The sequence below is a fragment of the Citrobacter sedlakii NBRC 105722 genome, assembly GCF_000759835.1.
Taxonomy (GTDB): Bacteria; Pseudomonadota; Gammaproteobacteria; order Enterobacterales; family Enterobacteriaceae; genus Citrobacter_A; species Citrobacter_A sedlakii.
Map to the genome: position 1 here is coordinate 849,831 of NZ_BBNB01000001.1, position 22,838 is coordinate 872,668.

At 51.4% G+C, this 22,838-nt stretch carries 21 protein-coding genes, 1 tRNA gene and 4 pseudogenes; 9 read left to right on the forward strand and 17 right to left on the reverse strand.

The features are described 5' to 3' along the window. The first annotated feature begins 22 nt into the window (after positions 1 to 22). The 4 genes from CSE01S_RS04120 to yejF are packed head-to-tail and all read left to right on the forward strand — an operon-like array spanning position 23 to position 5,548. Positions 23 to 1,837: an extracellular solute-binding protein gene (locus CSE01S_RS04120; RefSeq protein ID WP_042284562.1), complete on the forward strand. Its 1,815-nt coding sequence runs from the start codon at positions 23 to 25 to the stop codon at positions 1,835 to 1,837. Continuing rightward, positions 1,838 to 2,932, forward strand: a complete 1,095-nt coding sequence (locus CSE01S_RS04125) for a microcin C ABC transporter permease YejB (protein WP_042284566.1) — start codon at positions 1,838 to 1,840, stop codon at positions 2,930 to 2,932. Next, positions 2,932 to 3,957: an ABC transporter permease gene (locus tag CSE01S_RS04130; protein WP_042284569.1), complete on the forward strand. Its 1,026-nt coding sequence runs from the start codon at positions 2,932 to 2,934 to the stop codon at positions 3,955 to 3,957. The genes CSE01S_RS04125 and CSE01S_RS04130 overlap by 1 nt, the downstream gene beginning before the upstream one ends. A gap of 1 nt (position 3,958) precedes the next feature. Next, positions 3,959 to 5,548, forward strand: a complete 1,590-nt coding sequence (gene yejF, locus CSE01S_RS04135; RefSeq protein ID WP_042284572.1) for a microcin C ABC transporter ATP-binding protein YejF — start codon at positions 3,959 to 3,961, stop codon at positions 5,546 to 5,548. Positions 5,549 to 5,551: 3 nt separating this feature from the next. Here the strand turns inward: yejF and CSE01S_RS04140 are convergent, their stop codons facing one another. The 3 genes from CSE01S_RS04140 to rsuA all read right to left on the reverse strand — a co-directional run bounded on the left by CSE01S_RS04140 (position 5,552) and on the right by rsuA (position 8,146). Next, complete coding sequence (locus CSE01S_RS04140; protein ID WP_042284574.1) at positions 5,552 to 5,896, reverse strand: YejG family protein; 345 nt, start codon at positions 5,894 to 5,896, stop codon at positions 5,552 to 5,554. Between the two features lie 331 nt (positions 5,897 to 6,227). After that, entirely contained in the window at positions 6,228 to 7,418 is a 1,191-nt protein-coding gene (locus CSE01S_RS04145) for a Bcr/CflA family multidrug efflux MFS transporter (RefSeq protein WP_042284577.1), read from the reverse strand. 32 nt (positions 7,419 to 7,450) lie between these two features. Continuing rightward, complete coding sequence (gene rsuA, locus CSE01S_RS04150) at positions 7,451 to 8,146, reverse strand: 16S rRNA pseudouridine(516) synthase RsuA (RefSeq protein WP_042284580.1); 696 nt, start codon at positions 8,144 to 8,146, stop codon at positions 7,451 to 7,453. Positions 8,147 to 8,296: 150 nt separating this feature from the next. Here rsuA and radD point away from each other — a divergent pair, with 150 nt between their 5' ends. Both radD and rplY read left to right on the forward strand, forming a co-directional pair. After that, the gene (gene radD / locus CSE01S_RS04155) at positions 8,297 to 10,057 is read left to right on the forward strand and encodes a DNA repair helicase RadD (RefSeq protein ID WP_042284583.1); all 1,761 of its coding nucleotides are present in this window, start codon (positions 8,297 to 8,299) and stop codon (positions 10,055 to 10,057) included. 124 nt (positions 10,058 to 10,181) lie between these two features. Continuing rightward, positions 10,182 to 10,466 carry a 50S ribosomal protein L25 gene (rplY, locus tag CSE01S_RS04160; RefSeq protein ID WP_042284586.1) on the forward strand — a complete coding sequence of 95 codons (285 nt, stop codon included), beginning with the start codon at positions 10,182 to 10,184 and terminating at the stop codon, positions 10,464 to 10,466. A gap of 52 nt (positions 10,467 to 10,518) precedes the next feature. On the opposite strand, the gene yejK is transcribed toward rplY, so the two are convergent. Next, a complete protein-coding gene (yejK, locus tag CSE01S_RS04165; RefSeq protein ID WP_042284589.1) occupies positions 10,519 to 11,526 on the reverse strand; it encodes a nucleoid-associated protein YejK in 1,008 nt (335 codons plus the stop codon). Between the two features lie 181 nt (positions 11,527 to 11,707). Between yejK and CSE01S_RS04170 the strand changes: the two genes are divergently transcribed. The 3 genes from CSE01S_RS04170 (at position 11,708) to CSE01S_RS04180 (ending at position 13,876) form a co-directional block, all read left to right on the forward strand. Continuing rightward, on the forward strand, positions 11,708 to 11,935 hold the full coding sequence (locus CSE01S_RS04170; RefSeq protein WP_042284592.1) for a YejL family protein: 228 nt from the start codon (positions 11,708 to 11,710) through the stop codon (positions 11,933 to 11,935). Positions 11,936 to 11,965: 30 nt separating this feature from the next. After that, positions 11,966 to 13,726 (forward strand): LPS biosynthesis-modulating metalloenzyme YejM, encoded by a 1,761-nt coding sequence (yejM, locus tag CSE01S_RS04175; protein WP_042284595.1) that lies wholly within the window; start codon positions 11,966 to 11,968, stop codon positions 13,724 to 13,726. A 73-nt stretch (positions 13,727 to 13,799) separates the two neighbouring features. Beyond that, a tRNA-Pro gene (locus CSE01S_RS04180) sits at positions 13,800 to 13,876 on the forward strand. A gap of 106 nt (positions 13,877 to 13,982) precedes the next feature. Here CSE01S_RS04180 and CSE01S_RS04185 read toward each other — a convergent pair. The 13 genes and pseudogenes from CSE01S_RS04185 to CSE01S_RS04240 form a co-directional block, all read right to left on the reverse strand. Beyond that, positions 13,983 to 15,326: a VasL domain-containing protein gene (locus CSE01S_RS04185; protein WP_042284597.1), complete on the reverse strand. Its 1,344-nt coding sequence runs from the start codon at positions 15,324 to 15,326 to the stop codon at positions 13,983 to 13,985. 27 nt (positions 15,327 to 15,353) lie between these two features. After that, positions 15,354 to 15,803, reverse strand: coding sequence for a type VI secretion system baseplate subunit TssE (gene tssE / locus CSE01S_RS04190; RefSeq protein WP_042284601.1), 450 nt, complete (start codon positions 15,801 to 15,803; stop codon positions 15,354 to 15,356). Positions 15,804 to 16,969: 1,166 nt separating this feature from the next. Further along, a pseudogene (locus CSE01S_RS23585) lies at positions 16,970 to 17,109 on the reverse strand (type VI secretion system Vgr family protein); the annotation flags it as partial. Between the two features lie 12 nt (positions 17,110 to 17,121). After that, positions 17,122 to 17,502, reverse strand: coding sequence for an Imm52 family immunity protein (locus CSE01S_RS23235; protein WP_233422687.1), 381 nt, complete (start codon positions 17,500 to 17,502; stop codon positions 17,122 to 17,124). Between the two features lie 165 nt (positions 17,503 to 17,667). Then, complete coding sequence (locus tag CSE01S_RS23030) at positions 17,668 to 17,835, reverse strand: hypothetical protein (RefSeq protein WP_157449578.1); 168 nt, start codon at positions 17,833 to 17,835, stop codon at positions 17,668 to 17,670. Positions 17,836 to 17,984: 149 nt separating this feature from the next. After that, positions 17,985 to 18,152, reverse strand: a pseudogene (locus CSE01S_RS23590) (contractile injection system protein, VgrG/Pvc8 family); the annotation flags it as partial. 13 nt (positions 18,153 to 18,165) lie between these two features. Next, positions 18,166 to 18,858: an Imm52 family immunity protein gene (locus tag CSE01S_RS21915; RefSeq protein WP_052406270.1), complete on the reverse strand. Its 693-nt coding sequence runs from the start codon at positions 18,856 to 18,858 to the stop codon at positions 18,166 to 18,168. Between the two features lie 159 nt (positions 18,859 to 19,017). Next, positions 19,018 to 19,228 (reverse strand): annotated as a pseudogene (locus tag CSE01S_RS23245) (hypothetical protein); the annotation flags it as partial. Between the two features lie 13 nt (positions 19,229 to 19,241). Next, positions 19,242 to 20,015, reverse strand: coding sequence for an Imm52 family immunity protein (locus CSE01S_RS04220; RefSeq protein WP_084588971.1), 774 nt, complete (start codon positions 20,013 to 20,015; stop codon positions 19,242 to 19,244). After that, on the reverse strand, positions 20,012 to 20,776 hold the full coding sequence (locus tag CSE01S_RS04225; protein ID WP_042284617.1) for a Tox-REase-5 domain-containing protein: 765 nt from the start codon (positions 20,774 to 20,776) through the stop codon (positions 20,012 to 20,014). Before CSE01S_RS04225 ends, CSE01S_RS04220 begins: the two co-directional genes overlap by 4 nt. Before the next feature lie 184 nt (positions 20,777 to 20,960). Further along, positions 20,961 to 21,296 (reverse strand): annotated as a pseudogene (locus CSE01S_RS04230) (contractile injection system protein, VgrG/Pvc8 family); the annotation flags it as partial. A 13-nt stretch (positions 21,297 to 21,309) separates the two neighbouring features. Next, positions 21,310 to 22,032 (reverse strand): Imm52 family immunity protein, encoded by a 723-nt coding sequence (locus CSE01S_RS04235; RefSeq protein ID WP_233422688.1) that lies wholly within the window; start codon positions 22,030 to 22,032, stop codon positions 21,310 to 21,312. Between the two features lie 2 nt (positions 22,033 to 22,034). Continuing rightward, positions 22,035 to 22,799: a Tox-REase-5 domain-containing protein gene (locus CSE01S_RS04240; RefSeq protein ID WP_042284623.1), complete on the reverse strand. Its 765-nt coding sequence runs from the start codon at positions 22,797 to 22,799 to the stop codon at positions 22,035 to 22,037. Positions 22,800 to 22,838: the final 39 nt, after the last annotated feature.

The following is a 22,838-nucleotide window of genomic DNA, read 5'->3' on the forward strand; positions in this document are numbered from 1 at the left end:
ACGATAAGGAATCCCGTTGCAAATGATCGTTCGCGTATTGCTGCTGATTGTTCTGTCATTGGCCTTTAACATCCAGGCCCAGACAATTAAAGAGAGCTATGCTTTTTCCGTTCTGGGCGAGCCACGATACGCCTTTAATTTCGATCATTTTGATTACGTTAATCCGGCCGCGCCGAAAGGGGGACAGATCACCCTTTCCGCCATTGGCACCTTTGACAACTTCAATCGTTATGCCCTGCGCGGCAACCCCGGCGCGCGTACCGAGCAGCTTTACGACACGCTGTTCACCACGTCGGACGATGAGCCAGGCAGCTACTACCCATTAATTGCCGAGAGCGCTCGCTATGCCGACGACTATTCCTGGGTGGAAGTGACGATTAACCCGCGCGCCCGCTTTCACGACGGCACCCCCATTACGGCAAAAGACGTCGCCTTTACCTTCCACAAGTTTATGACCGAAGGCGTTCCTCAGTTCCGCCTGGTTTACAAAGGCACGACCGTAAAAGCCATTGCGCCGCTGACCGTGCGGATGGTGTTAGCGAAGCCAGGTAAAGAAGATATGCTCAGCCTGTTCTCGCTGCCGGTGATGCCGGCGTCTTACTGGAAAGATCATAAGCTCAGCGATCCATTATCGACGCCGCCGTTAAGCAGCGGACCTTACCGCATCAGCCAGTGGAAAATGGGTCAATACATTGTTTATACGCGGGTGAAAGAGTACTGGGCGGCTAACCTGCCGGTGAACCGCGGGCGCTGGAATTTTGACACTATCCGCTACGACTATTATCTCGACGACAATGTGGCTTTCGAAGCGTTTAAAGCCGGGGCATTTGACCTGCGTCTGGAAGGCGACGCCAAAAACTGGGCGACGCGTTACGTGGGAAAAAACTTTGATAAACAGTACATCGTCAAAGACGAGCAGAAGAATGAATCAGCGCAGGACACGCGCTGGCTGGCGTTTAATATCCAGCGTCCGGTGTTCAGCGACCACCGCGTCCGCGAAGCCATCACGCTGGCCTTTGATTTTGAATGGATGAACAAAGCGCTGTTTTATAACGCCTGGAGCCGGGCAAACAGCTATTTCCAGAATACCGAGTATGCGGCCAGGGCGTATCCCGACGCGGACGAACTGGTGCTGCTCGCGCCAATGAAAAAGGATCTGCCACCGGAGATCTTTAGCCAGATCTATCAGCCCCCCGTTTCCAAAGGCGACGGCTACGATCGAGAGAATTTGCTGAAAGCGGACGCGCTCCTGAAAGAGGCGGGCTGGGTATTGAAAGGCCAGCAGCGGATCAACAACGCGACCGGGAAACCGCTCATCTTTGAACTGCTCATCTCCGCAGGCAGCAACAGTCAGTGGGTTTTACCGTTCCAGCATAATCTTCAGCGCCTGGGCATCACGATGAATATTCGCCAGGTCGATAATTCCCAAATCACCAACCGTATGCGTAGCCGCGACTACGATATGATGCCGCGACTGTGGCGGGCGATGCCGTGGCCAAGTTCCGATCTGCAAATCTCATGGGCCTCTGAATACATTGACTCCAGTTATAATGCGCCCGGCGTAAAGAGTCCGGTAATTGATCGCCTGATCGCGCAAATCATCGCCGCGCAGGGAAACAAAGAAAAACTTATTCCACTTGGTCGCGCGCTGGACCGGGTGCTGACATGGAATTACTACATGCTGCCAATGTGGTATATGGCGGAAGACAGACTGGCCTGGTGGGATAAGTTCTCCCGTCCCGCCATCCGCCCCATATATACTCTGGGCCTGGATACCTGGTGGTATGACGTGAATCGCGCGGCAAAACTGCCCGCCTCCAGACAACAGGGAGAGTAAATGGGCGCCTATCTGATTCGCCGGCTGCTGCTGGTTATCCCGACGCTGTGGGCCATTATCACCATTAACTTTTTTATCGTGCAGATCGCCCCAGGCGGTCCGGTCGACCAGGCGATTGCCGCCATTGAGTTTGGCCAGGCTGGGGCGCTCCCTGGCGCGGGGAGCGAGGGCGTTCGGGCCAGCCATGCGCAAACCGGCATCGGCAATATCAGCGACAGTCACTACCGGGGCGGCCGCGGGCTCGACCCGGAAGTTATCGCTGAAATCACCCAACGCTACGGCTTTGATAAACCCCTGCATGAACGCTATTTCACCATGCTCTGGAACTATCTCCGCTTCGATTTTGGCGACAGCCTGTTTCGCAGCGCTTCCGTTCTGACACTCATTAAAGACAGTTTGCCGGTTTCGGTGACGCTTGGGTTGTGGAGCACGCTGATCATATATCTGGTCTCCATTCCGCTGGGGATCCGCAAAGCGGTACATAACGGCAGCCGCTTTGACGTCTGGAGTAGCGCGTTCATTATCATCGGCTACGCCATTCCGGCGTTTCTTTTCGCCATTTTGCTGATCGTGTTCTTTGCCGGCGGCAGCTACTACGATCTGTTTCCACTGCGTGGGCTGGTCTCAGTGAATTTCGACACCCTGCCCTGGTATCAGAAGATAACCGACTATCTGTGGCACATTACCCTGCCGGTACTGGCCACGGTGATTGGCGGCTTTGCCGCGCTTACCATGCTGACAAAAAATTCATTTCTTGATGAAGTCCGCAAACAGTACGTGGTCACCGCCAGGGCAAAAGGGGTGAGCGAAAAAAACATTCTCTGGAAGCATGTTTTCCGTAATGCCATGCTGCTGGTGATTGCCGGCTTTCCCGCCACCTTCATCAGCATGTTTTTTACCGGCTCGCTGCTGATTGAAGTGATGTTTTCACTGAATGGTCTGGGACTCTTAGGTTACGAGGCCACGGTGTCCCGCGACTATCCGGTGATGTTCGGCACGCTGTACATCTTCACCCTGATTGGCCTGCTGCTGAATATCCTTAGCGATGTCAGCTATACGCTGGTCGATCCGCGTATTGATTTTGAGGGACGCTAATGGCGCGTTTAAGCCCCGTGAATCAGGCCCGCTGGGCGCGTTTTCGTCACAACCGCCGCGGCTACTGGTCGTTATGGATCTTTCTTGTCCTGTTTGCGCTGAGCCTGTGCGCTGAACTGGTGGCGAATGATAAGCCGCTATTGGTGCGCTATGACGGAAGCTGGTACTTCCCGCTGGTCAAAAACTACAGCGAGAGTGATTTCGGCGGGCCGCTGGCGACAAAAGCGGACTACCAAGACCCATGGCTGAGGCAACAACTGGAACATCGCGGGTGGATCCTCTGGGCGCCCGTTCGCTTTGGCGCAAACAGCATTAACTTCGCCACCGACACCCCCTTCCCTTCGCCACCGTCGGCGCAAAACTGGTTGGGTACAGACGCTAATGGCGGAGACGTGCTGGCGCGGATCCTCTACGGCACCCGTATCTCTATTCTGTTTGGCCTGATGCTGACCTTGTGCTCAAGCGTTATGGGTGTGTTGGCCGGTGCGCTACAGGGCTATTACGGCGGAAAAGTCGACCTGTGGGGACAGCGGTTTATCGAAGTCTGGTCGGGGATGCCGACGCTGTTTCTGATCATACTGCTTTCAAGCGTCGTACAGCCTAACTTCTGGTGGCTGTTAGCGATTACGGTGCTGTTTGGCTGGATGAGCCTGGTGGGCGTGGTGCGCGCAGAGTTTTTACGTACCCGTAATTTCGACTACATTCGCGCTGCCCAGGCGCTAGGCGTCAGCGACCGCAGTATTATTTTCCGCCACATGCTGCCCAACGCGATGGTGGCCACGCTAACATTTTTGCCGTTCATTTTGTGCAGTTCCATCACCACCCTGACCTCGCTGGACTTTCTCGGCTTCGGTTTACCGCTGGGATCGCCTTCGTTGGGCGAGCTGCTTTTGCAGGGCAAAAATAATCTCCAGGCGCCCTGGCTTGGGATCACCGCCTTCCTGTCAGTGGCGATTTTACTCTCGCTGCTGATCTTCATCGGTGAGGCCGTCCGTGATGCCTTCGATCCGAATAAGGCGACATAAAATGACGCAACCGTTACTGTCGATTGACAATCTGACCATTGGCTTTCGCCGCGAGGAGAACGTTCGCACCGTGGTGAACGACGTTTCGCTGACGGTGAACGCCGGTGAAACGCTGGCGCTGGTGGGCGAATCCGGGTCCGGCAAGAGCGTGACGGCGCTGTCCATTCTTCGCCTGTTACCCTCCCCCCCGACGGTTTATCTTTCCGGCGACATCCGCTTTCACGGCGAGTCTCTGCTTCACGCCAACGAAAAGACGCTGCGCGGCGTGCGCGGCAACCGGATCGCGATGATTTTTCAGGAGCCGATGGTTTCGCTGAACCCGTTGCATAATCTGGAAAAACAGCTTTATGAAGTGCTGTCACTGCACCGCGGTATGCGCCGGGAAGCTGCCCGCGCCGAGATCTTAAGCTGTCTCGACCGCGTCGGCATTCGCCAGGCGGCAAAGCGGCTGGGTGATTACCCGCATCAACTTTCCGGCGGCGAACGCCAGCGCGTGATGATCGCGATGGCGCTGCTGACGCGACCGGAGCTGCTGATTGCCGACGAGCCGACCACCGCGCTGGATGTTTCGGTCCAGGCGCAGATCCTGCAACTGCTGCGCGAACTGCAGCACGAACTGAATATGGGGATGTTGTTTATCACCCATAACCTGAGCATTGTGAAAAAACTCGCCGACAGCGTGGCGGTGATGCAAAACGGTCGCTGCGTTGAGCAGAACCGCGCGGACATCCTGCTTAACGCGCCAGTGCATCCTTACACACAAACCTTGCTCAACAGTGAACCGGTGGGGGATCCCGTCCCGTTGCCCGCTGAACGGTCTCCGTTGCTGAAAGTGGACGATCTGCGGGTTTCGTTTCCGATCCGCAAAGGGGTCCTCAAACGCGTGGTAGCCCGCAATAATGTGGTAAAAGGCGTCAGCTTTAGCCTGCGCCCGGGCGAAACGCTGGGACTGGTGGGCGAGTCAGGTTCAGGCAAAAGCACCACCGGCCTTGCGCTGCTGCGCCTGATTTCTTCGCAGGGCAGCATTGAGTTTGACGGTCAGCAGTTGCAGTTTCTAAAGCGTCGCGAGCTGTTGCCGGTGCGGCATCGCATTCAGGTAGTGTTTCAGGATCCGAACTCCTCGCTGAATCCCCGTCTCAACGTGCTGCAAATCATTGAAGAAGGATTGCGCGTCCACCAGCCTGCCCTGTCTGCCGACCAGCGTGAGCAACAGGTGATGACGGTAATGGCCGAGGTGGGGCTGGACGCGGAGACGCGTCACCGTTATCCGGCAGAATTTTCCGGCGGTCAGCGTCAGCGTATTGCGATAGCCCGCGCGCTGATACTGAAACCATCGCTAATCATTCTTGATGAGCCGACCTCGTCTCTTGACCGCACCGTACAGGCGCAAATTCTCGCGCTACTGAAATCGCTACAGGCAAAACATCGCCTGGCCTATATTTTTATCAGCCACGATCTGCACGTCGTTCGCGCGTTATGCCATCAGGTAATTGTGCTGAGACAGGGAGAGGTTGTGGAGCAGGGGCAATGCGAGCACGTCTTTAGCGCGCCGCAGCAGGCGTATACGCGTCAGCTTCTCGCGCTAAGCTGACGCTCAAAACGGATTGTTGTTAGAGAACGGTTCGGCAATCGCCACGCCGAAGTTTTTCAGGCGGCAGGTTGCGGCAAACTCATCCTGGCGATTCACGAACAGACACGGCTCGCCTTCACATTCCAGTACCGAACATGGCACTTCGATATCGCTGAGCGCCTGACTCAGTTTATGCATGACCGGCCATGCGCTGTCGCCGTCCGGGCTCAGCAGTTTGAGCGCCACCAGGCTATTCTCGACGGCCTGGCCATTTTGCGGAATCGGTTCAACTTTCGAACCTGCAAAACCCGCAGACCAACGATAGTTCTGTGGCAAGCGATGTACGATTGAGAGCTGTAATGATGTCACTTTCTTTCCCCGGAAGTACAATTACTTCACAATTTATTTACATCCATATTAACACATCATTGACAATCCGTCCTTAAACAGATGCACAATGTTGCGATCCTTGTCCCGCCCGGCCTGTTTGGCTTTTGTGAAATAAATTTTTGTGTCGGGACACATTCGCGGGCTATATGTACCCGTTTCTGCGATCTAACTCAACCTTTTTAACTACAATGATGTGACTTTTTACATAAATTGATTTTACATAAAATAAACATATATCGGGGAAATGATGGATTTGTCGTTGATGTACATCAACAAAGGAAGCCAGCAGGCTTCCATGTTGTGTCTGCGATCACCGTTTTTTCGGACGGCTTGCATAGAGGTAAAACAAAATTGAACAGGTCGCACAAAACGCGATCGACCAAATCATCGGCCACGCCGAGTTAAACGTGGCCAGAGAGAGCAATGCGCCTACCACCGCGCCAATGCCAAAACGGAAGGTCCCCGCCAGCGACGACGCGGTTCCCGCCATGTGAGGAAACTCGTCAAGAATAACCGCCATAGCATTGGAAGAGATCATCGATACGCAGCCGACAAAGACCGCCACGCCCAGCACCAGCGACCAGAACCCGACCCCTGCCAGCGCGCTAACCACCATCCATACCGCCATTGCCAGTTGGATCCACAATCCCGTTCGGAACATATTCAGCGCGCCGATACGTCGCACGAAGCGGCTGTTAATGATCGTCATGATAAACAAAAAGACGATATTCAGAGCGAAGTAGTAGCCAAAGTGCTGCGGGGAGACGTGGTTAATCTCGATATAAACGAAAGGCCCGGCGCTCAGGAAGGAGAACATGCCGGCAAAGCTAAAGCCGCTCGCCAGCATATAGCTCAGCACACGCTTATGCCGAAACAGCGACGCAAAGTTGCCAATCGTGGTGCGAATATGAAACGGCTGGCGCTTTTCAACCGGTAGCGTCTCTTTGATCAACACCGCGATCATTACCGATGCCAGCACCGCCGCCACCGCGAGGATCCAGAAAATAGAATGCCAGCTCAACCACACCAGCACCCAACCGCCGATAATCGGCGCCATTAACGGGGCGATAGTGGTCACCAGCATCACAAAGGACATCATGCGGGAGAATTCATCTTTTGGATACATATCGCGCATCAGCGCGTTGATCACCACGCTGGCCGCGGCTGCCGCCAGACCGTGAAAGAAACGCATCACGATGAGCTGATCGATGGTTTGCGCCAGCGCACAGGCCACCGCCGCTGCCGCGAACACCAGCGTCCCGCCCAGGATCACCGGCTTGCGCCCCAGACTGTCCGCCATAGGCCCATACAGCAACTGACCCAGCGCAAAACCAAGGATATAGGTGCTCAGCGTCATCTGCGCGCTGCCCGCAGGCACGCCAAACTGTTCCGAGATCACCGGAAGCGCCGGAAGATACATGTCAATCGACAGCGGCATCAGCATGGCCAGCAGGCCGAGAATAAAGACGATGGCAAGGGACGAACGCTGCCGGGTGGTCACAAATTAGCTCCTGAATATATCAATGCGGGGGCTTAACCCACGCTGGCAATTTCTTCTTCAGTCAAGGGGCGATACTCGCCTGGCGCAAGGTCAGCATCAAGGGCGATAGCGCCGATCCGCTCACGGTGCAGCGCCACCACATGATTACCGACCGCGGCGAACATGCGTTTCACCTGATGATAACGCCCTTCGCTGATGGTCAGACGTACCTGGGTCGGCGTAATAATCTCAAGCGTTGCCGGTTTCGTCAGATCTTTCTCGTTATGCAACTGCACGCCTTTGGCGAATTGATCCGCGGTGTCGTCGGCCACCGGCGATTCAAGGGTGACAAGGTACGTTTTTTCGCAATGATGGCGAGGAGAAGTGATGCGGTGCGACCATTGACCATCGTCGGTCATCAGCACCAGACCGGTAGTGTCTATGTCCAGCCGTCCTGCGGCATGTAACTTGTACGCAACCGGCTCATCGAGGAAGTAGAGCACGGTCGGATGATCCGGATCGTCTGTCGAGCAAACATAGCCCTGCGGTTTATTGAGCATGAAGTAACGGGGTCCGTGCTGCTGGACCAGCGTGTTGCCGTCATATTCAACATTGTGCTCCGGCAGCAGTTTGAACGCAGCGTTGCGGACAATCTCACCATCCACGGTAATACGGTTAGCGCGGATCTCACGCCCGGCAATAGCGCGGCTGACGCCGAGTTGCTGAGCGATAAATTTATCAAGTCGCATGAGTTTGATTTTGCCTGTAAAAATACGGGAAACGGGCAATGTGCCCGAAAGTGGCGTCGTTATTTGCCCAGTATAGCGGGCTAACAACATCCCTCAAGGGAAAACGATTCGTGGCATACTATACCCGAGTTCGTTACGCATTGTGAGACCATGATTTTTACACTTCGTCCCTACCAACAGGAAGCCGTGGACGCCACGCTCAACCATTTCCGCCGCCACGGTACGCCAGCGGTCATCGTCCTCCCTACCGGCGCGGGCAAAAGCCTGGTGATCGCCGAACTGGCCCATGTCGCCAAAGGGCGCGTGCTGGTGCTGGCCCACGTCAAAGAACTGGTCGCGCAGAACCACGCTAAATACCGCGCGCTGGGGCTGGAGGCCGATATTTTCGCCGCCGGGCTGAAGCGCAAAGAGAGTCAGGGGAAAGTGGTGTTCGGCAGCGTACAATCTGTCGCGCGCAATCTTGACGCTTTCCAGGGCGAATTTTCGCTGTTGATCGTCGATGAATGCCATCGGATCGGCGACGATGAAGAAAGCCAGTATCAGCAAATTCTGGCCCACCTGACAGAAGTGAACCCTCACCTGCGCCTGCTGGGGCTGACCGCCACCCCGTTTCGCCTGGGTAAAGGCTGGATTTATCAGTTCCATTATCACGGCATGGTGCGCGGCAACGAAAAGGCGCTGTTTCGCGACTGCATTTATGAGTTACCGCTGCGCTATATGATCAAACACGGTTATCTGACGCCGCCGGAGCGTCTGGATATGCCTGTCGTACAGTATGACTTCAGCCGTCTGCAGGCGCAGAGCAACGGTCTGTTTAGCGAAGCCGACCTGAACCGCGAGCTAAAAAAGCAGCAGCGCATTACGCCGCATATCATCAGCCAGATCGTCGAATTTGCCCAACGCCGTAAAGGCGTGATGATTTTCGCCGCCACCGTAGAGCACGCCAAAGAGATCGTCGGACTGCTGCCCGCTACGGACGCCGCACTGATTACCGGCGACACGCCAGGCGCGGATCGCGATGCGCTCATTGATGCTTTCAAAGCGCAGCGTTTTCGCTACCTGGTGAATGTTTCCGTCTTAACCACCGGTTTTGATGCGCCGCATGTCGATCTGATCGCCATTCTTCGCCCAACCGAGTCGGTCAGCCTGTATCAGCAGATCGTCGGGCGCGGTTTGCGCCTTGCGCCAGGAAAAACCGACTGCCTGATTCTGGATTACGCCGGAAACCCGCACGACCTATATTCCCCGGAGGTTGGAAGTCCAAAAGGCAAAAGTGACAACGTGCCGGTGCAGGTGTTCTGCCCCGCCTGCGGATTCGCCAATACTTTCTGGGGGAAAACCACCGCAGACGGTACGCTGATCGAGCATTTTGGCCGCCGTTGCCAGGGCTGGTTCGAGGATGATGAAGGGCTTCGCGAACAGTGTGACTTCCGCTTTCGTTTCAAAAACTGCCCGCATTGCAACGCCGAAAATGACATTGCCGCCCGCCGCTGCCGCGAATGCGACGCCGTGCTGGTCGATCCCGACGATATGTTGAAGGCGGCGCTGAAACTGAAAGACGCGCTGGTGTTGCGCTGTAGCGGTATGGCCTTGCAGCACGGTCAGGATGAGAAAGGCGAGTGGCTGAAAATCACTTACTATGACGAAGACGGCGCAGACGTTAGCGAACGTTTTCGTCTGCAAACGCCCGCCCAGCGCACCGCCTTTGAGCAACTGTTTATTCGCCCGCATACCCGCACGCCGGGCGTTCCGCTACGCTGGATCACCGCCGCGGATATCCTGGCGCAGCAGCCGCTGCTGCGCCACCCCGATTTTGTGGTCGCGCGGATGAAAGGCCAGTACTGGCAGGTGCGTGAAAAAGTGTTCGATTACGAAGGACGCTTTCGCCGGGCGCATGAATTGCGCGGTTAATCGTAGTTTTGATTGATGTGCCGGGCGTTTGAGTATAGAATCTCGCCCGCTTTTGCATACGCAAAGCAGATCACTTACCTGTTGCTGGGTCGCCTGTAGCAGGAATTATTAAAGAGAGATTTAAATGTTTACTATCAACGCTGAAGTACGTAAAGAGCAGGGTAAGGGTGCGAGCCGCCGCCTGCGTGCCGCTAACAAGTTCCCGGCGATCATCTACGGTGGCAAAGAAGCCCCGATCGCTATCGAACTGGACCACGATCAGGTTATGAACATGCAAGCTAAAGCTGAATTCTACAGCGAAGTTCTGACCATCGTTGTTGACGGTAAAGAAGTAAAAGTTAAAGCTCAGGCTGTACAGCGCCACGCGTTCAAGCCGAAGCTGACTCACATCGACTTCGTTCGCGCGTAATCGCCAACACGTCGAAGAGAAACCCCGCCGCGGCGGGGTTTTTTTATGTCTGTTAATTCCCACCCGATGTGCGGCGCTGCAACTGGTCGCGCAGGTTCGGCGGCGTACCTTTAATGGTCAGCGTATCGGTAGCCGGATCCCAGAAAATTCGCTCGCCTAATAACATCGCGTCAAAATTAATGGTCAACCCGCCGCCGCTGCCGGCATATTTGGTCAACTGGCGCAGGGTGCTGCGATCCGCCGGGAAACTTTCTTCCAGCGCGTAACCTTTTTCGGCGGTAAACTCGCTGAAGCTCACTTCACTGACGCCGGAAAGCTCTTTTGACAGCGACTCCAGCTCGATCTCTTCTCCGGCCTGCAGCTGTTCACTGCAGTAGCTGTAAACCTGCTGACGCACATTCTGGCGTTCGGCTTTGTCAAGCTGCGCCTCTGCGGTGAAGTCATCGACGGCCTGCAGCAGTCCGCGGTTTTGCGCTTTGGCGTTCAGCCCTTCGCTGGCGCCAAGAAAATCCATAAAGAAATCGGCGACTTTGCGCCCTACCCGCCCTTTCAGGAAGGTCAGATAACGGGTGGACTCCGGGTTGGTTTCCCATTCGGTGAGATCAATACGCGCCACAATATCCGCATGATTAATATCCAGATAGTGCGTCGGGTTGATATCCAGGTTTTCATTTACACGCATGCTGCTTAAATTGTTCAGCACCGCCACCAGCAGGTACTCTACCGCCAGATAGCGATAGTGGCAGAACAGGACGATACCGCCGTCCGCAAAAGGATACTTCGCTAACTCATCGCGTAAACGGCCGGTCGCCGCACGGCTAAAGGCGAGAAAATCCTCCTCCCCCTGACGCTGCAACCGCAGCGCTTGCGCCAGTTCACTTTCTTCGCTGAACAGGCCATACGCTTTATTTTTCGCGCTATAGACCCGGTGCAACTCGGCCACCATCTCAACAACGGTGTTTGTCGGTTCCAGTAATGAATCGCGCAAGACCAGCTCAAGGTTTTGCTCATCGCGTTTGATAAGCTGGTGCAGGGCAATCTGGTTGATATCCAGACTCATGATAAACTCTCCTTTAAGACCGGGCGGTATTCAACCACCACCCGCGAAGCGACGCAACAGAAGATGCCGCGCCGTTTTGCCTTTAGCACAGTAATGCGAATTATTTGCGGATAAAAAAGCGGAAAAAAAACTGCTGCTACGGTAATATGTTGCCCTTTCATGAACAAACTGATTTCGATTTATGCCACAAATCTCCCGCTACAGTGACGAACACGTTGAACAGATGCTCACCGAGATGCTCAACGTACTGGAAAAACATAAGGCGCCGACTGACCTTTCCCTGATGGTGTTGGGAAACATGGTCACTAACCTTATCAACACCAGCATTGCCCCGGCTCAGCGCCAGGCGATAGCCAACTCTTTTGCCCGCGCGTTGCAGTCTTCGATCAACGACGACAAAGCGCACTAAAGCCGACTTCGGGGAAACGAACGACACGTTATGGTAACTCATCGTCAGCGCTACCGTGAAAAAGTCTCCCAGATGGTTAGCTGGGGACACTGGTTTGCACTGTTCAATATCCTGCTGGCTATTGCGCTCGGCAGCCGTTACCTGTTTGTCGCCGACTGGCCGACAACGCTGGCCGGTCGCGTTTACTCGTATGTGAGTATCGTCGGGCATTTCAGCTTTCTGGTGTTTGCCGCCTATCTGCTGATCCTGTTCCCGTTGACGTTTATCGTCATTTCCCAGAGGCTGATGCGTTTCCTGTCAGCCATTCTGGCAACCGCCGGGATGACGCTGTTGTTGATCGACAGCGAAGTCTTTACCCGTTTCCACTTGCATCTTAATCCCATCGTCTGGGAACTGGTGATTAACCCTGACCAGAATGAGATGGCGCGGGACTGGCAGCTAATGTTTATCAGCGTGCCCGTGATCCTGCTGATTGAGATGCTGTTCGCCACCTGGAGCTGGCAGAAGCTGCGCAGCCTGACGCGGCGCCGACATTACGCCAGGCCGCTGGCCGCCTTCTTTTTCGTGTCGTTTATTGCCTCGCACGTGGTGTATATCTGGGCCGACGCGAATTTTTATCGCCCGATAACCATGCAGCGCGCCAACCTGCCGCTGTCTTATCCGATGACAGCGCGCCGTTTTCTGGAAAAACACGGCCTGCTGGACGCGCAGGAGTATCAGCGTCGTCTGGTTGAGCAGGGTAATCCGGAAGCCGTTTCCGTTCAGTATCCGCTGAGCGAATTGCGTTACCGCGACATGGGGACCGGACAAAACGTGCTGTTGATCACCGTCGACGGCCTGAACTATTCGCGTTATGAAAAGCAGATGCCAGCCCTTGCCGGATTTGCCGAACAAAACATTGCCTTCACGCGCCATATGAGTTCCGGCAACGCTACTGACAACGGTATCTTTGGCCTGTTCTACGGCGTCTCGCCGAGTTATATGGACGGCATTTTATCCACCCGCACGCCAGCCGCGCTGATCACGGCGCTCAATCAGCAAGGCTACCAGTTGGGACTGTTCTCCTCCGACGGTTTTACCAGTCCGCTGTATCGCCAGGCGCTGCTGTCAGACTTCTCAATGCCGAGCGTGCAAACGCAGTCCGACGAGCAAACCGCCAGCCAATGGATCAACTGGTTAGGGCGTTACGCCCAGGAAGATAACCGCTGGTTCTCGTGGGTTTCGTTTAACGGCACCAACGTGGATGAAGATAATCAAAAGAATTTTGTCCGCCGTTACGCCCGTGCCGCTGGTGATGTCGATAAACAGATAAACCGGGTACTCGGCGCCCTGCGCGAGTCCGGTAAACTGGACAACACGGTCGTCATTATCACTGCGGGTCGGGGTGTTCCGTTGAGCGAGGAACAGCGCAACTTCGACTGGTCGCGTGGACATCTGCAGGTTCCGTTGATCATTCACTGGCCGGGCACCCCCGCCCAACGAATTAACAGCCTGACCGATCATACGGATGTGATGACCACGCTGATGCAGCGACTGCTGCATGTAAGCACCCCTGCCAATGAATATTCCCAGGGGCAGGATCTGTTTAACGCCAACCGTCGCCACTACTGGGTAACCGCAGCGGATGGCAATACGCTGGCGATCACCACGGCGGACATGACATTGGTGCTGAACAGTAATGGCAAGTATCAGACGTATGATTTACGCGGCGAGAAGATCAAAGATCAGAAGCCGCAGCTAAGCCTGCTGCTACAGGTCCTCACGGATGAGAAACGTTTTATCGCTAACTGATTTATAATTAATCAGTTAGCGGGATGTCCCCTTGCATTCGGTGTGGAAAGCGGTAGTATTAGCACCCACGAGTCGGCACGTAGCGCAGCCTGGTAGCGCACCGTCATGGGGTGTCGGGGGTCGGAGGTTCAAATCCTCTCGTGCCGACCAATCAAATTTTTGAACACATAACAGATGTAAGTGTGTTCATTACCCCACGAAAAAACAGCGAGTGTAATCACTCGCTGTTTTTTTTGGCTGAATGATGATCCGGTTACTACGGTTTGTGTTCTTTTATCAGCGCGTAACGAGTCATAAGCTGCTGTAAATGCTGTTCCGCCTGGCTTTGCTGCGCCGCAGGCCAGGGTTGCCCTTCCGGCAGGAGTGCAAGCTGGCGCAGTTTTTCCTCGAGCGGCACAGCGCGGTTAAATGACTGCGTCATGGTAAAGACAGCCGACTTCAGTTCGCTGACCGTCATGTACTTCCCTTTCTGCTCGTCCAGCGCGTTCAACCGGTTCGCCAACTGTTGTAACTGCGTCATTCCCTGATGCCAGCCGTTGAGATTTTCTCCAGGAAGCGCCGACGCGGTAAGTTGCTGCTGCCACTGCTGCGCCAGCGGCTTTGCCTGTTCCGGCCACAGGATAAGCGCCTGTTGCACCAGACTGTCGCCGTAGCGGATAACCCAGTCTGGTTTTAACTGCGCAAGCCGTGCAAGCTGCTGCTGTGTCTGTTTGATACCCGTTTCCGGTGACGGAGAGGACTGCCGGAAAGACTGTAATTGTTCATCCGAAAGCGCGGCAGGTAAAGGCGCAAGCGTTGCCGCAAACTGCCCCTTCGCCGGGTCCGCATTATGCATCATTTGCCATCCCCAGACCGCCGCGCCAGCCAGCGCCATCATCGTCAGCATCCCTGCGGCGAATGGCTTCCAGAGTTTTACCGGTAGCGGAGAGTCTGTCACCACCTGCACATTCGGCAGCGGTTCAGGCTGCGCGACATAAACCCATTTGACGCCTTCAGCAGGCGCCGTCAGGCCGGGCGACCTTACGGCATCACCCGGTACGCACACGCCGGCGGACGGCGCGTTTTCGGTATCGCCATCGCTGTTTTCCAGCCGCACCGCGACGTTATGCAGTTGAGTACGCAGGGCATCAAGCTGACTGGCGTGTTTCAGTTCCAGCCGCTGTAACACGCCACCCAGCGCGTTCAGATGTTCCTCCGCCTGGTACAGCTGGCTGAGATCGGCATAGCGCAGCGTCAGGGTACGCATCACCTGCTGTAGCCGTTTACTGAGCGCACTGAGAATTTCCATCCGCGCATGCACGGGTTGCGGCCACAGATTGCCCCACTGTCGGGAGAGAAGCGCGTCCAGTATCGCCAGCCCCTCATTCATGCCGTACAGCCCGGCCAGATGGGTGCGCGCGAGCGTGTACCAGGCAGCGGTCTGCAACTCCACGCCATTATGCTCAAACAGCGACAGGCAGAGTGTTTCTGCATGTGGCCAGTTGACGTCGGGGCGCGCCGGGTGGGTCAGTTTGTTCATTTCATCGCGGAGTGCGGCGTAATCCGCAAGCGTGCGCGGGTCACCGCCGGTGTTAAGGTGGCGTTCAGAAAGGGTTGTCATCGTCAGGGCTTCATTCAAAGAGAGGAATTAAATCGCCGCGCGGGCATCCAGGTACTGTTGTTGCTTCAGATGGCGGATGAGCACTCTGCCTTCAGGCATAAATTCGGTGCCGTAGCGCACCAGCCCGATCCCCTTCAGCTCCGCGTCGATGGCGTAGCGTAACTCGCCAGGCACTTGCTGTTCGAGTAAAGTGACATTGAGTGACTGTAAACGAGGTTCATACTTGAGCAGGACACCGGCCAACGTATCGATAAGTTCATGGGCTGTCCCAGGCATACCTTGGAGAATTTTGGTCATATCGGGCAAACCATAATCTGGTAGATGGGATACGGTACCGGCGCGGGCATTCAAAATACGCTGGATGTTATCCAGTACTGATAAAATGACCTGGTCTTCTTCGTTTATCACTTCAAGCGAAAGATCCCCTGTAAAGTTGCCAGTAAGAATTTCATATAAAGAAGGTGATTTTCGATCCATAATTGATACTTTCCTGCATGCTATTCTGATAATTAATAAGACAAAACAATTTCCGGTGTGTCTGGTCGCCAACGGTCTGATTTTTTCATTAAACACCTAAATATTCATTATAAGTTAAATTGACGTCATACACTGATTCATTTTCGAACCCGCATTCAGGGTAGTAGATGAGGTCAGAAACATATGATTCGGAGAAATTCAACCCTAATAATCTAAGAGCATAACCTTGCAAAGCCTCATTCCCTTCAGCTATCCATATAAAATCTTTTCTTTGTTTCGCATGATAAAAAACCATTTTAACAATCTTTTCCGTAAAAATCCATGTATGATAGTCACGGAAGGCAAACATCGTAAAAGCGCACCTATTCCACTTTACTATCAAATATTCACTTTGCCAGATGTTTCGTCGGACCCGATATCTATGCGATTAGTTAATTCCTCAGCAATTCCTGGAATCGTTAAAGGCTTACTGCACTCATTGGTTTCGAGGCAAATGCTTAAATCTCCACCTCTAGGGTGGACGTTAACTTTAATAATGTCAACCATGCGCTTATTCAAATAACCATCAGGATAGTTTCCTTTAAAATTCACTTACTTTCGAAGATTTACCTAACCCATAAATATATTGTAAACTCTTTTCCTTTATATTCCACCGGATATTCTGGATGTTTGGTCAGCTCTGGAAGCTTTCCAAATTCATTCCAAATAGTATCACGGAAATCATCAAAAGAATTGAACCTCTTATACTATCTACTATTTGGAAAGGAGGTGGCCCCCCTCACCGGAGTTGGTGACAAAAAATTCAGTCAATGTTTATCTCCTGATAGTTTTATCACTGTTATGAGTAGTCGTTCCTGGTTGATTTTGGATCCCGCAGGAAATATCTGTTGGTGATCGTTAAGATCACGTTCGTCCGGTACAGGAAATGGCCGTGTCGTGTGTTCATCTTTGCTTTCAACGGGCTCTTCGGCGGAACCTGCGTCGTTAAAACCTTTCTCCTTCAGGCAGGATTTTGCATAGACCGGCGCCACACAGGGAAATTGCGTTGAGCCATATTCCGTGGCGAGCTTGATGCAATCCTCGCTATGCCTGCCTTCAATCCGCAGCCATAGGTAGCTGTAACCGAAGTCGCGCTCGCAATAAGGCAGACACACAGCAAACCGCTAGTTCATCTGGCTATCGGCAAAATGTAGGTATTCAGCTTATGGGTATCGTCCATCGCCGTGCGCCAGTAAATTCCCACCTCAGACAGGATACGCTGAATGAACTGCAGGTCCGTTTTCCTCTACTGAGTGATAAGATCACGCGGCGAGATATATTAAAGCTCCGTCATCAACGGTAACAGACCAAGATCCAGAAGCTTAATTTCTATATCGTTAGCTTTGCCGATGTTTTCTTTGTTGTTTCCATCGAATATTTCTTCGGTTGACACAACAATAGTTCCTTTTTGCTTCTCACCATCGAAAATTGGTACTATTTTTGCAACTTCGGGGATTAATTCTGGTAATATTATAGCTGGTATATAAATCATCCAACCCACGCTAATTCGATCAGGAAAAATATTACTACCATTATTACAATACCCATTCGTATTTACATGTGCATATATTTGACCTTTATCACAAACCAGAGATATTAAAAAGGCAATAACTTTGTCTAAACTTATATCTGTTTCATTACAAGTAATGCTAACATCCAAATTTGTTTTTTGATATTTTCAATGTGTTTTTTTATGTAGTTAATTGAACATATTTTGCTATCAGTTTCACCATCCCAGCCCCCTTCTATAATCAGCGGATAATTTTTTTTACTTGACTGCGCCATCTTTCGATGACGTACGGCTCAGCTTTTTTATGATCAAACACTACATGCTCAAGTGCCTGCTTTCTTGAATATCCTTTCTCATACCACTTTTTTTTGTTCCCAACAACACATCAATCAATCCTGTGATATAAAAAAGCTCATCAAGACATAACTCAACGCTAGGAGACTGAGTATCTTCATAGTAAGCACTTGCTGTTATTCTTATCATGGCACCCACCTTGTGATTATATCCTTAAAGTCTTTAAACATTTTTGAAAAATACCGATAACTCACTGGTTGCATAAATATCCACACAATTTTTAAAGGGTGATTAACTGTCGCAACAGCTTGATGTCGCCCAGCTTGGCTCAAGCCACTTTGATAGTTCAGCTGGCTGTCGGCAAATATGTACGTATCCAGACCGCGCACATCGTCCATCTCCGTGCGCCAGTAAATCCCCACCTCGGACAGAATGCGCCGAATGAACTGTAAATCCGTTTCCCGCCACTGGGTAATAAGTTCACGCGGCGGGTAGGTGCGCTCCAGTCTGAATTCAAAGTTACAATCCTTTGATTAAAGGTAATAAACCATTCGCTGCTAGTTCTATCTCCACATTATTTGCGCATGTAATATCAAATGGCTCTTTACCATTAAACACTGATTTAGATACAACTATGGTTCCGGCATTGTTTTCGATATCAAATACTTTATATGCGGATGGAACATGCTCGTGTTTTATCCTTACAGGCAAATATAACATCCAACCAACTGGTAATCGATCATCAAACACTTCCCTTTGATTGAGTCTATATTGCTCTGTATCAAGGAGTATATATTTAAAGCACCATCCATTATAATTAACCATGGCCTTAAATATATAAACAAAATTATCTACATCATTATAACCAGATAATGACTTAATTGTCACCGTGAGTAAATATCTTTCATTTGAAATAGATGGTGTATTTTTATATAAAATGGTTATGATACTATCATCTTCATTTTCATCAGCCAGAACTATGCTTATAGACTTCTTATTTACAATCAAATAATCGACATAGGCCAATGCATCTTCAGAAATACCAAGTTCGTTTAGGGCTATAATTTTCTTTGAAGGATGTGCAATTAACCAAATTTTTTTCTTCTCAACCCAACTGGGCAAAGTATCAATCAAATATCTCAGCTCTTTAATCAACTGAACAGCAGTTAAAATATCTTTTCTGTAAAGTAAAGAATGAATTTTGTAATGCATAAAACCACCTCGATCTGGATATATATTTTTTATGTCATCTAAAGGCATAGGTTTTGAGCTGCGTTTTGCCGTATTCCGTGGCGAGTTTGATGTGCTCCTCACCGCGCTTGTCTTCCATCCGCAATTTTGAGTTGGCAGGCGTCCGGAGGATGTTCCGGGTGTGGTTGTCCCGCGTGACGACCGCACCGGTGGCCATGTTGTGCCAGATCCGTACGTTCCATACCGATTCCGCCGCGCCGTCAAACAGACCCGACGGCTCGCTGTACGGCAGGCGCACGTCAAACTGATAGTTCAGTTGGCTGTCGGCAAATATGTACGTAACCAGACCGCGCACGTCGTCCATCTCCGTGCGTCAGTAAATCCCTACTTCGTGACTCTCAGAGTTAAAGCTCTGTCATCAGTGGTAAAAAGCCAAGATCCAGAAGCTTAATTTCAATGTCGTTAGCTTTGCCTATGTGTTCTTTATTATTTCCTTCAAATATTTCCTCAGTTGAAACAACGATTGTTCCAATCTGTTTGTCACCTTTTTGGACAGGAACTACTCTGGCAGCATCTGGAATCAGGCTAGGTAAAATAATGGCAGGTATGAATATCATCCATCCGCAAGATATTCTGTCAGGAAATACTTTTTTATATACTTCGTCATATCCATTTTCTTTAGGGATTATTTCGGAAAAACCATAACCACCAGATTCTACACAGGAATAAGTACAGCCATCGGTTAAATGTAACAAAAAAGTTAAAAACCCAATCATTTTTTCAGTGTTAAGACTTGTTTGATTCAACTCTATAGAAAAACCGACAACCAAACTTAGAGGATTTTTTCTGCGGTGAGTACTGGAATATGACTGATAGCAATCCACTCCTGCACTATCTTCATCAGACCCACCATCCCAAATTCCAGCGGTCCAATTCGGATAGTCTTTTTTATACTCCTTTTCCCAACGGCTAAGAACATCTTCGGATAGCCCATCCTCAGTAAATACTTTGTATTGCAGGGCCTGCTTTCTTGAATATCCTTGTTCATACCATGTCCTTTTAGTCCCTAAAAGCTCATCCAATTGTTTTGTAACTCCCTGAAAAAGAGTTGCAAGTTCAACTGGTTTTATTGATTCACTGCGGCCAAACTCATGTTCTATTCTGAAATCTAACTTCATGGCTGATACCTTACAATTATGTCTTTAAATCCAATAAACATCCTTTGAAAATAGGCAAAGCTAATCGGCTGCATAAAAATCCAAACCACTTTTAATGGTTTATTTATTGTTGCAACTGCCTGATGTCGGCTAGCCTGATTCACTGCACTCCTGTCACCTTTCCACCAATGTTTTTTTTGTCGAGAGCTGATCAAAAACTGATCATATCGCGCCTTGGCCCCCCAGAATTGACACAACTTATCTTTCCAGCCATCAAACGATACGCCGCAATATTTAAACTCCTGTATCTGCTGCGTCTCCCGATTATAAAACGTGCCGCAGATTCTTGTCTGGTAGCTGATTGTGACCATGCTCCAGCGCGAGCAACGCCTTACCATCGGCATCACCTTACCTTCCGGTGGGCAGTTTTCACAGGTCTTTTCATCCGTCTTCACCTGTGCTCCTGCTCTGGTCTCGACGCCCTCATAACTTACCGTTTCTGAGTAATCCATATCGTCTTCCCAGAAATCACCGTGCGTCTCTGCGCTGACAACCATCGGGTCATTCAGAATGGGATCATACTTTTTCCCCTGATAGCCAAACCCTCCGTTACCCTGACGCGCCCCACTGCCTGAATCAGGATAAAACATATCCTCATCTTCCCAGCTTCCATTGCTGCTTCCCGCACCGGGAAATGTCGATGCGCCCGTCGCACCACCGGCCACACCGACACTTCCGGTTGCGGCCCCCCCCACGCCTCCCCCCGTCAGGATCATACCCATCAGAGTCCCCTCCTTTCCCTGTTTATCATCACATGCTTATAATCTTCAACCCGCTGGTCTGCTGAATATCCATTCGGCGTTCTCAGCCATTTATCCACTTCGGGTTTCAGATAAAAACCGGGCCAGAAGGCCTCCAGGAACAAAAAATCTCGCTTCACATTTTTTTCTTTAAGGGGAAGGGATTCGGCTCCGGGCTGGTATCATCACCGGCGACACGGTAAGGCACTGCATAGCGGTAATGCTCCCCGGTGGTGACCGCATCATCACGCACGCTGACCGACGCATCCATCAGCGTTGAGGCGGTCCGGTAGTTGTAGTCCCGCGTGGCGACCGCGCCGGTGGCAATATTGTGCCAGGTCCGTACGTCCCATACCGATTCCGCCGCGCCGTCAAACAGACCCGACGGCTTGCTGTACGGCAGGCGCACTTCAAACTGATAGTTCAGCTGGCTGTCGGCAAATATGTACGTAACCAGACCGCGCACGTCGTCCATCTCCGTGCGCCAGTAAATCCCTACTTCGTGACTCTCAGAGTTAAAGCTCTGTCATCAGTGGTAAAAAGCCAAGATCCAGAAGCTTAATTTCAATGTCGTTAGCTTTGCCTATGTGTTCTTTGTTGTTACCATCGAATATTTCCTCAGTAGACACAACAATAGTACCTTTCTGTTTCTCGCCCTCCATTACTGGCACTACCCTGGCTGCTTCTGGAATTAACTCAATCAAGACCATGTATGGAATGTATAACATCCAACCTACAGCCAGTCTGTCCGGGAATACATTCCGCCCCAACAGATTGTATCCATTTGAATCGATGCTTATATAGGAGCAATTAAAAAACAAAGCCAGGTGTGATAAGAAGGATATAAATCGGCACAATAGGGTTCCTTCATTATTTACAACTAAACTTAATTCCACTGAAACTCTATTTTTCTCATCGTAAAACATTTTTCTATAAGAGATACCGCAGCTATTTTCATCATCATTGGCATCCCACACGCTATCAACAAACATTGGTATATTTTTTTTATATCGTCGTTCCCATTTCAAACGAGTGTTATCTGTTATACTTCCATTCTGAAATGCCACCTGATTTAGAGCCTGTTTTCTTGAGTAACCCGTTTCATACCAATCCTTTTCTACCTGAGATAAATTATTAATTTGCGATATGATAAAAGTAAAGTGTTCAATTATTTGTGAAAGCTGAATATCATCATTTTTGATGCGAAAATCAAAGTCTACAACAAAACGTGTACCCATAGTTAAGGCTCCCATCTGACAAGTATATCTTTAAATCTTATGAAGATTTTTGAAAAGTAGTAGCAACTCATCGGCTGCATAAAAATCCAGACGACTTTTAAAGGATGATTTACTGTCGCAACAGCTTGATGACGCCCAGCTTGATTAATTGCACTGTTATCTCCTCGCCACCAATCTTTCTTCGAACCATCACCCCTGAAAAACTGATCATATCGCGCCTTGGCCTCCCAGAACTGACACAGCTTATCTTTCCAGCCATCAAACGATACGCCACAATATTTAAACTCCTGTATCTGCTGCGTCTCCCGATTATAAAACGTGCCGCAGATTCTTGTCTGGTAGCTGATTGTGACCATACTCCAGCGCGAGCAACGCCTTACCATCGGCATCACCTTACCTTCCGGTGGGCAGTTTTCACAGGTCTTTTCATCCGTCTTCGCCTGTGCTCCTGCGCTGGTCTCGACGCCCTCATAACTTACCGTTTCTGAGTAATCCATATCGTCTTCCCAGAAATCACCGTGCGTCTCTGCGCTGACAACCATCGGGTCATTCAGAATGGGATCATACTTTTTCCCCTGATAGCCAAACCCTCCGTTACCCTGACGCACCCCACTGCCTGAGTCAGGATAAAACATATCCTCATCTTCCCAGCTTCCATTGCTGCTTCCCGCACCGGGAAATGTCGATGCGCCCGTCGCACCACCGGCCACACCGACACTTCCGGTTGCGGCCCCCCCCACGCCTCCCCCCGTCAGGATCATACCCATCAGAGTCCCCTCCTTTCCCTGTTTATCATCACATGCTTA

Bases quoted from the DNA above. Each gene is read 5' to 3' on its own strand.
- CSE01S_RS04120 (WP_042284562.1), top strand. From the start codon at position 23: ATGATCGTTCGCGTATTGCTGCTGATTGTTCTGTCATTGGCCTTTAAC.
- CSE01S_RS04125 (WP_042284566.1), top strand. From the start codon at position 1,838: ATGGGCGCCTATCTGATTCGCCGGCTGCTGCTGGTTATCCCGACGCTG.
- CSE01S_RS04130 (WP_042284569.1), top strand. From the start codon at position 2,932: ATGGCGCGTTTAAGCCCCGTGAATCAGGCCCGCTGGGCGCGTTTTCGT.
- yejF (WP_042284572.1), top strand. From the start codon at position 3,959: ATGACGCAACCGTTACTGTCGATTGACAATCTGACCATTGGCTTTCGC.
- rsuA (WP_042284580.1), bottom strand. From the start codon at position 8,146: ATGCGACTTGATAAATTTATCGCTCAGCAACTCGGCGTCAGCCGCGCT.
- radD (WP_042284583.1), top strand. From the start codon at position 8,297: ATGATTTTTACACTTCGTCCCTACCAACAGGAAGCCGTGGACGCCACG.
- rplY (WP_042284586.1), top strand. From the start codon at position 10,182: ATGTTTACTATCAACGCTGAAGTACGTAAAGAGCAGGGTAAGGGTGCG.
- yejK (WP_042284589.1), bottom strand. From the start codon at position 11,526: ATGAGTCTGGATATCAACCAGATTGCCCTGCACCAGCTTATCAAACGC.
- CSE01S_RS04170 (WP_042284592.1), top strand. From the start codon at position 11,708: ATGCCACAAATCTCCCGCTACAGTGACGAACACGTTGAACAGATGCTC.
- yejM (WP_042284595.1), top strand. From the start codon at position 11,966: ATGGTAACTCATCGTCAGCGCTACCGTGAAAAAGTCTCCCAGATGGTT.
- CSE01S_RS04185 (WP_042284597.1), bottom strand. From the start codon at position 15,326: ATGACAACCCTTTCTGAACGCCACCTTAACACCGGCGGTGACCCGCGC.
- tssE (WP_042284601.1), bottom strand. From the start codon at position 15,803: ATGGATCGAAAATCACCTTCTTTATATGAAATTCTTACTGGCAACTTT.
- CSE01S_RS23030 (WP_157449578.1), bottom strand. From the start codon at position 17,835: ATGATAAGAATAACAGCAAGTGCTTACTATGAAGATACTCAGTCTCCT.
- CSE01S_RS21915 (WP_052406270.1), bottom strand. From the start codon at position 18,858: ATGCATTACAAAATTCATTCTTTACTTTACAGAAAAGATATTTTAACT.
- CSE01S_RS04220 (WP_084588971.1), bottom strand. From the start codon at position 20,015: ATGAAGTTAGATTTCAGAATAGAACATGAGTTTGGCCGCAGTGAATCA.
- CSE01S_RS04225 (WP_042284617.1), bottom strand. From the start codon at position 20,776: ATGGGTATGATCCTGACGGGGGGAGGCGTGGGGGGGGCCGCAACCGGA.
- CSE01S_RS04235 (WP_233422688.1), bottom strand. From the start codon at position 22,032: ATGGGTACACGTTTTGTTGTAGACTTTGATTTTCGCATCAAAAATGAT.
- CSE01S_RS04240 (WP_042284623.1), bottom strand. From the start codon at position 22,799: ATGGGTATGATCCTGACGGGGGGAGGCGTGGGGGGGGCCGCAACCGGA.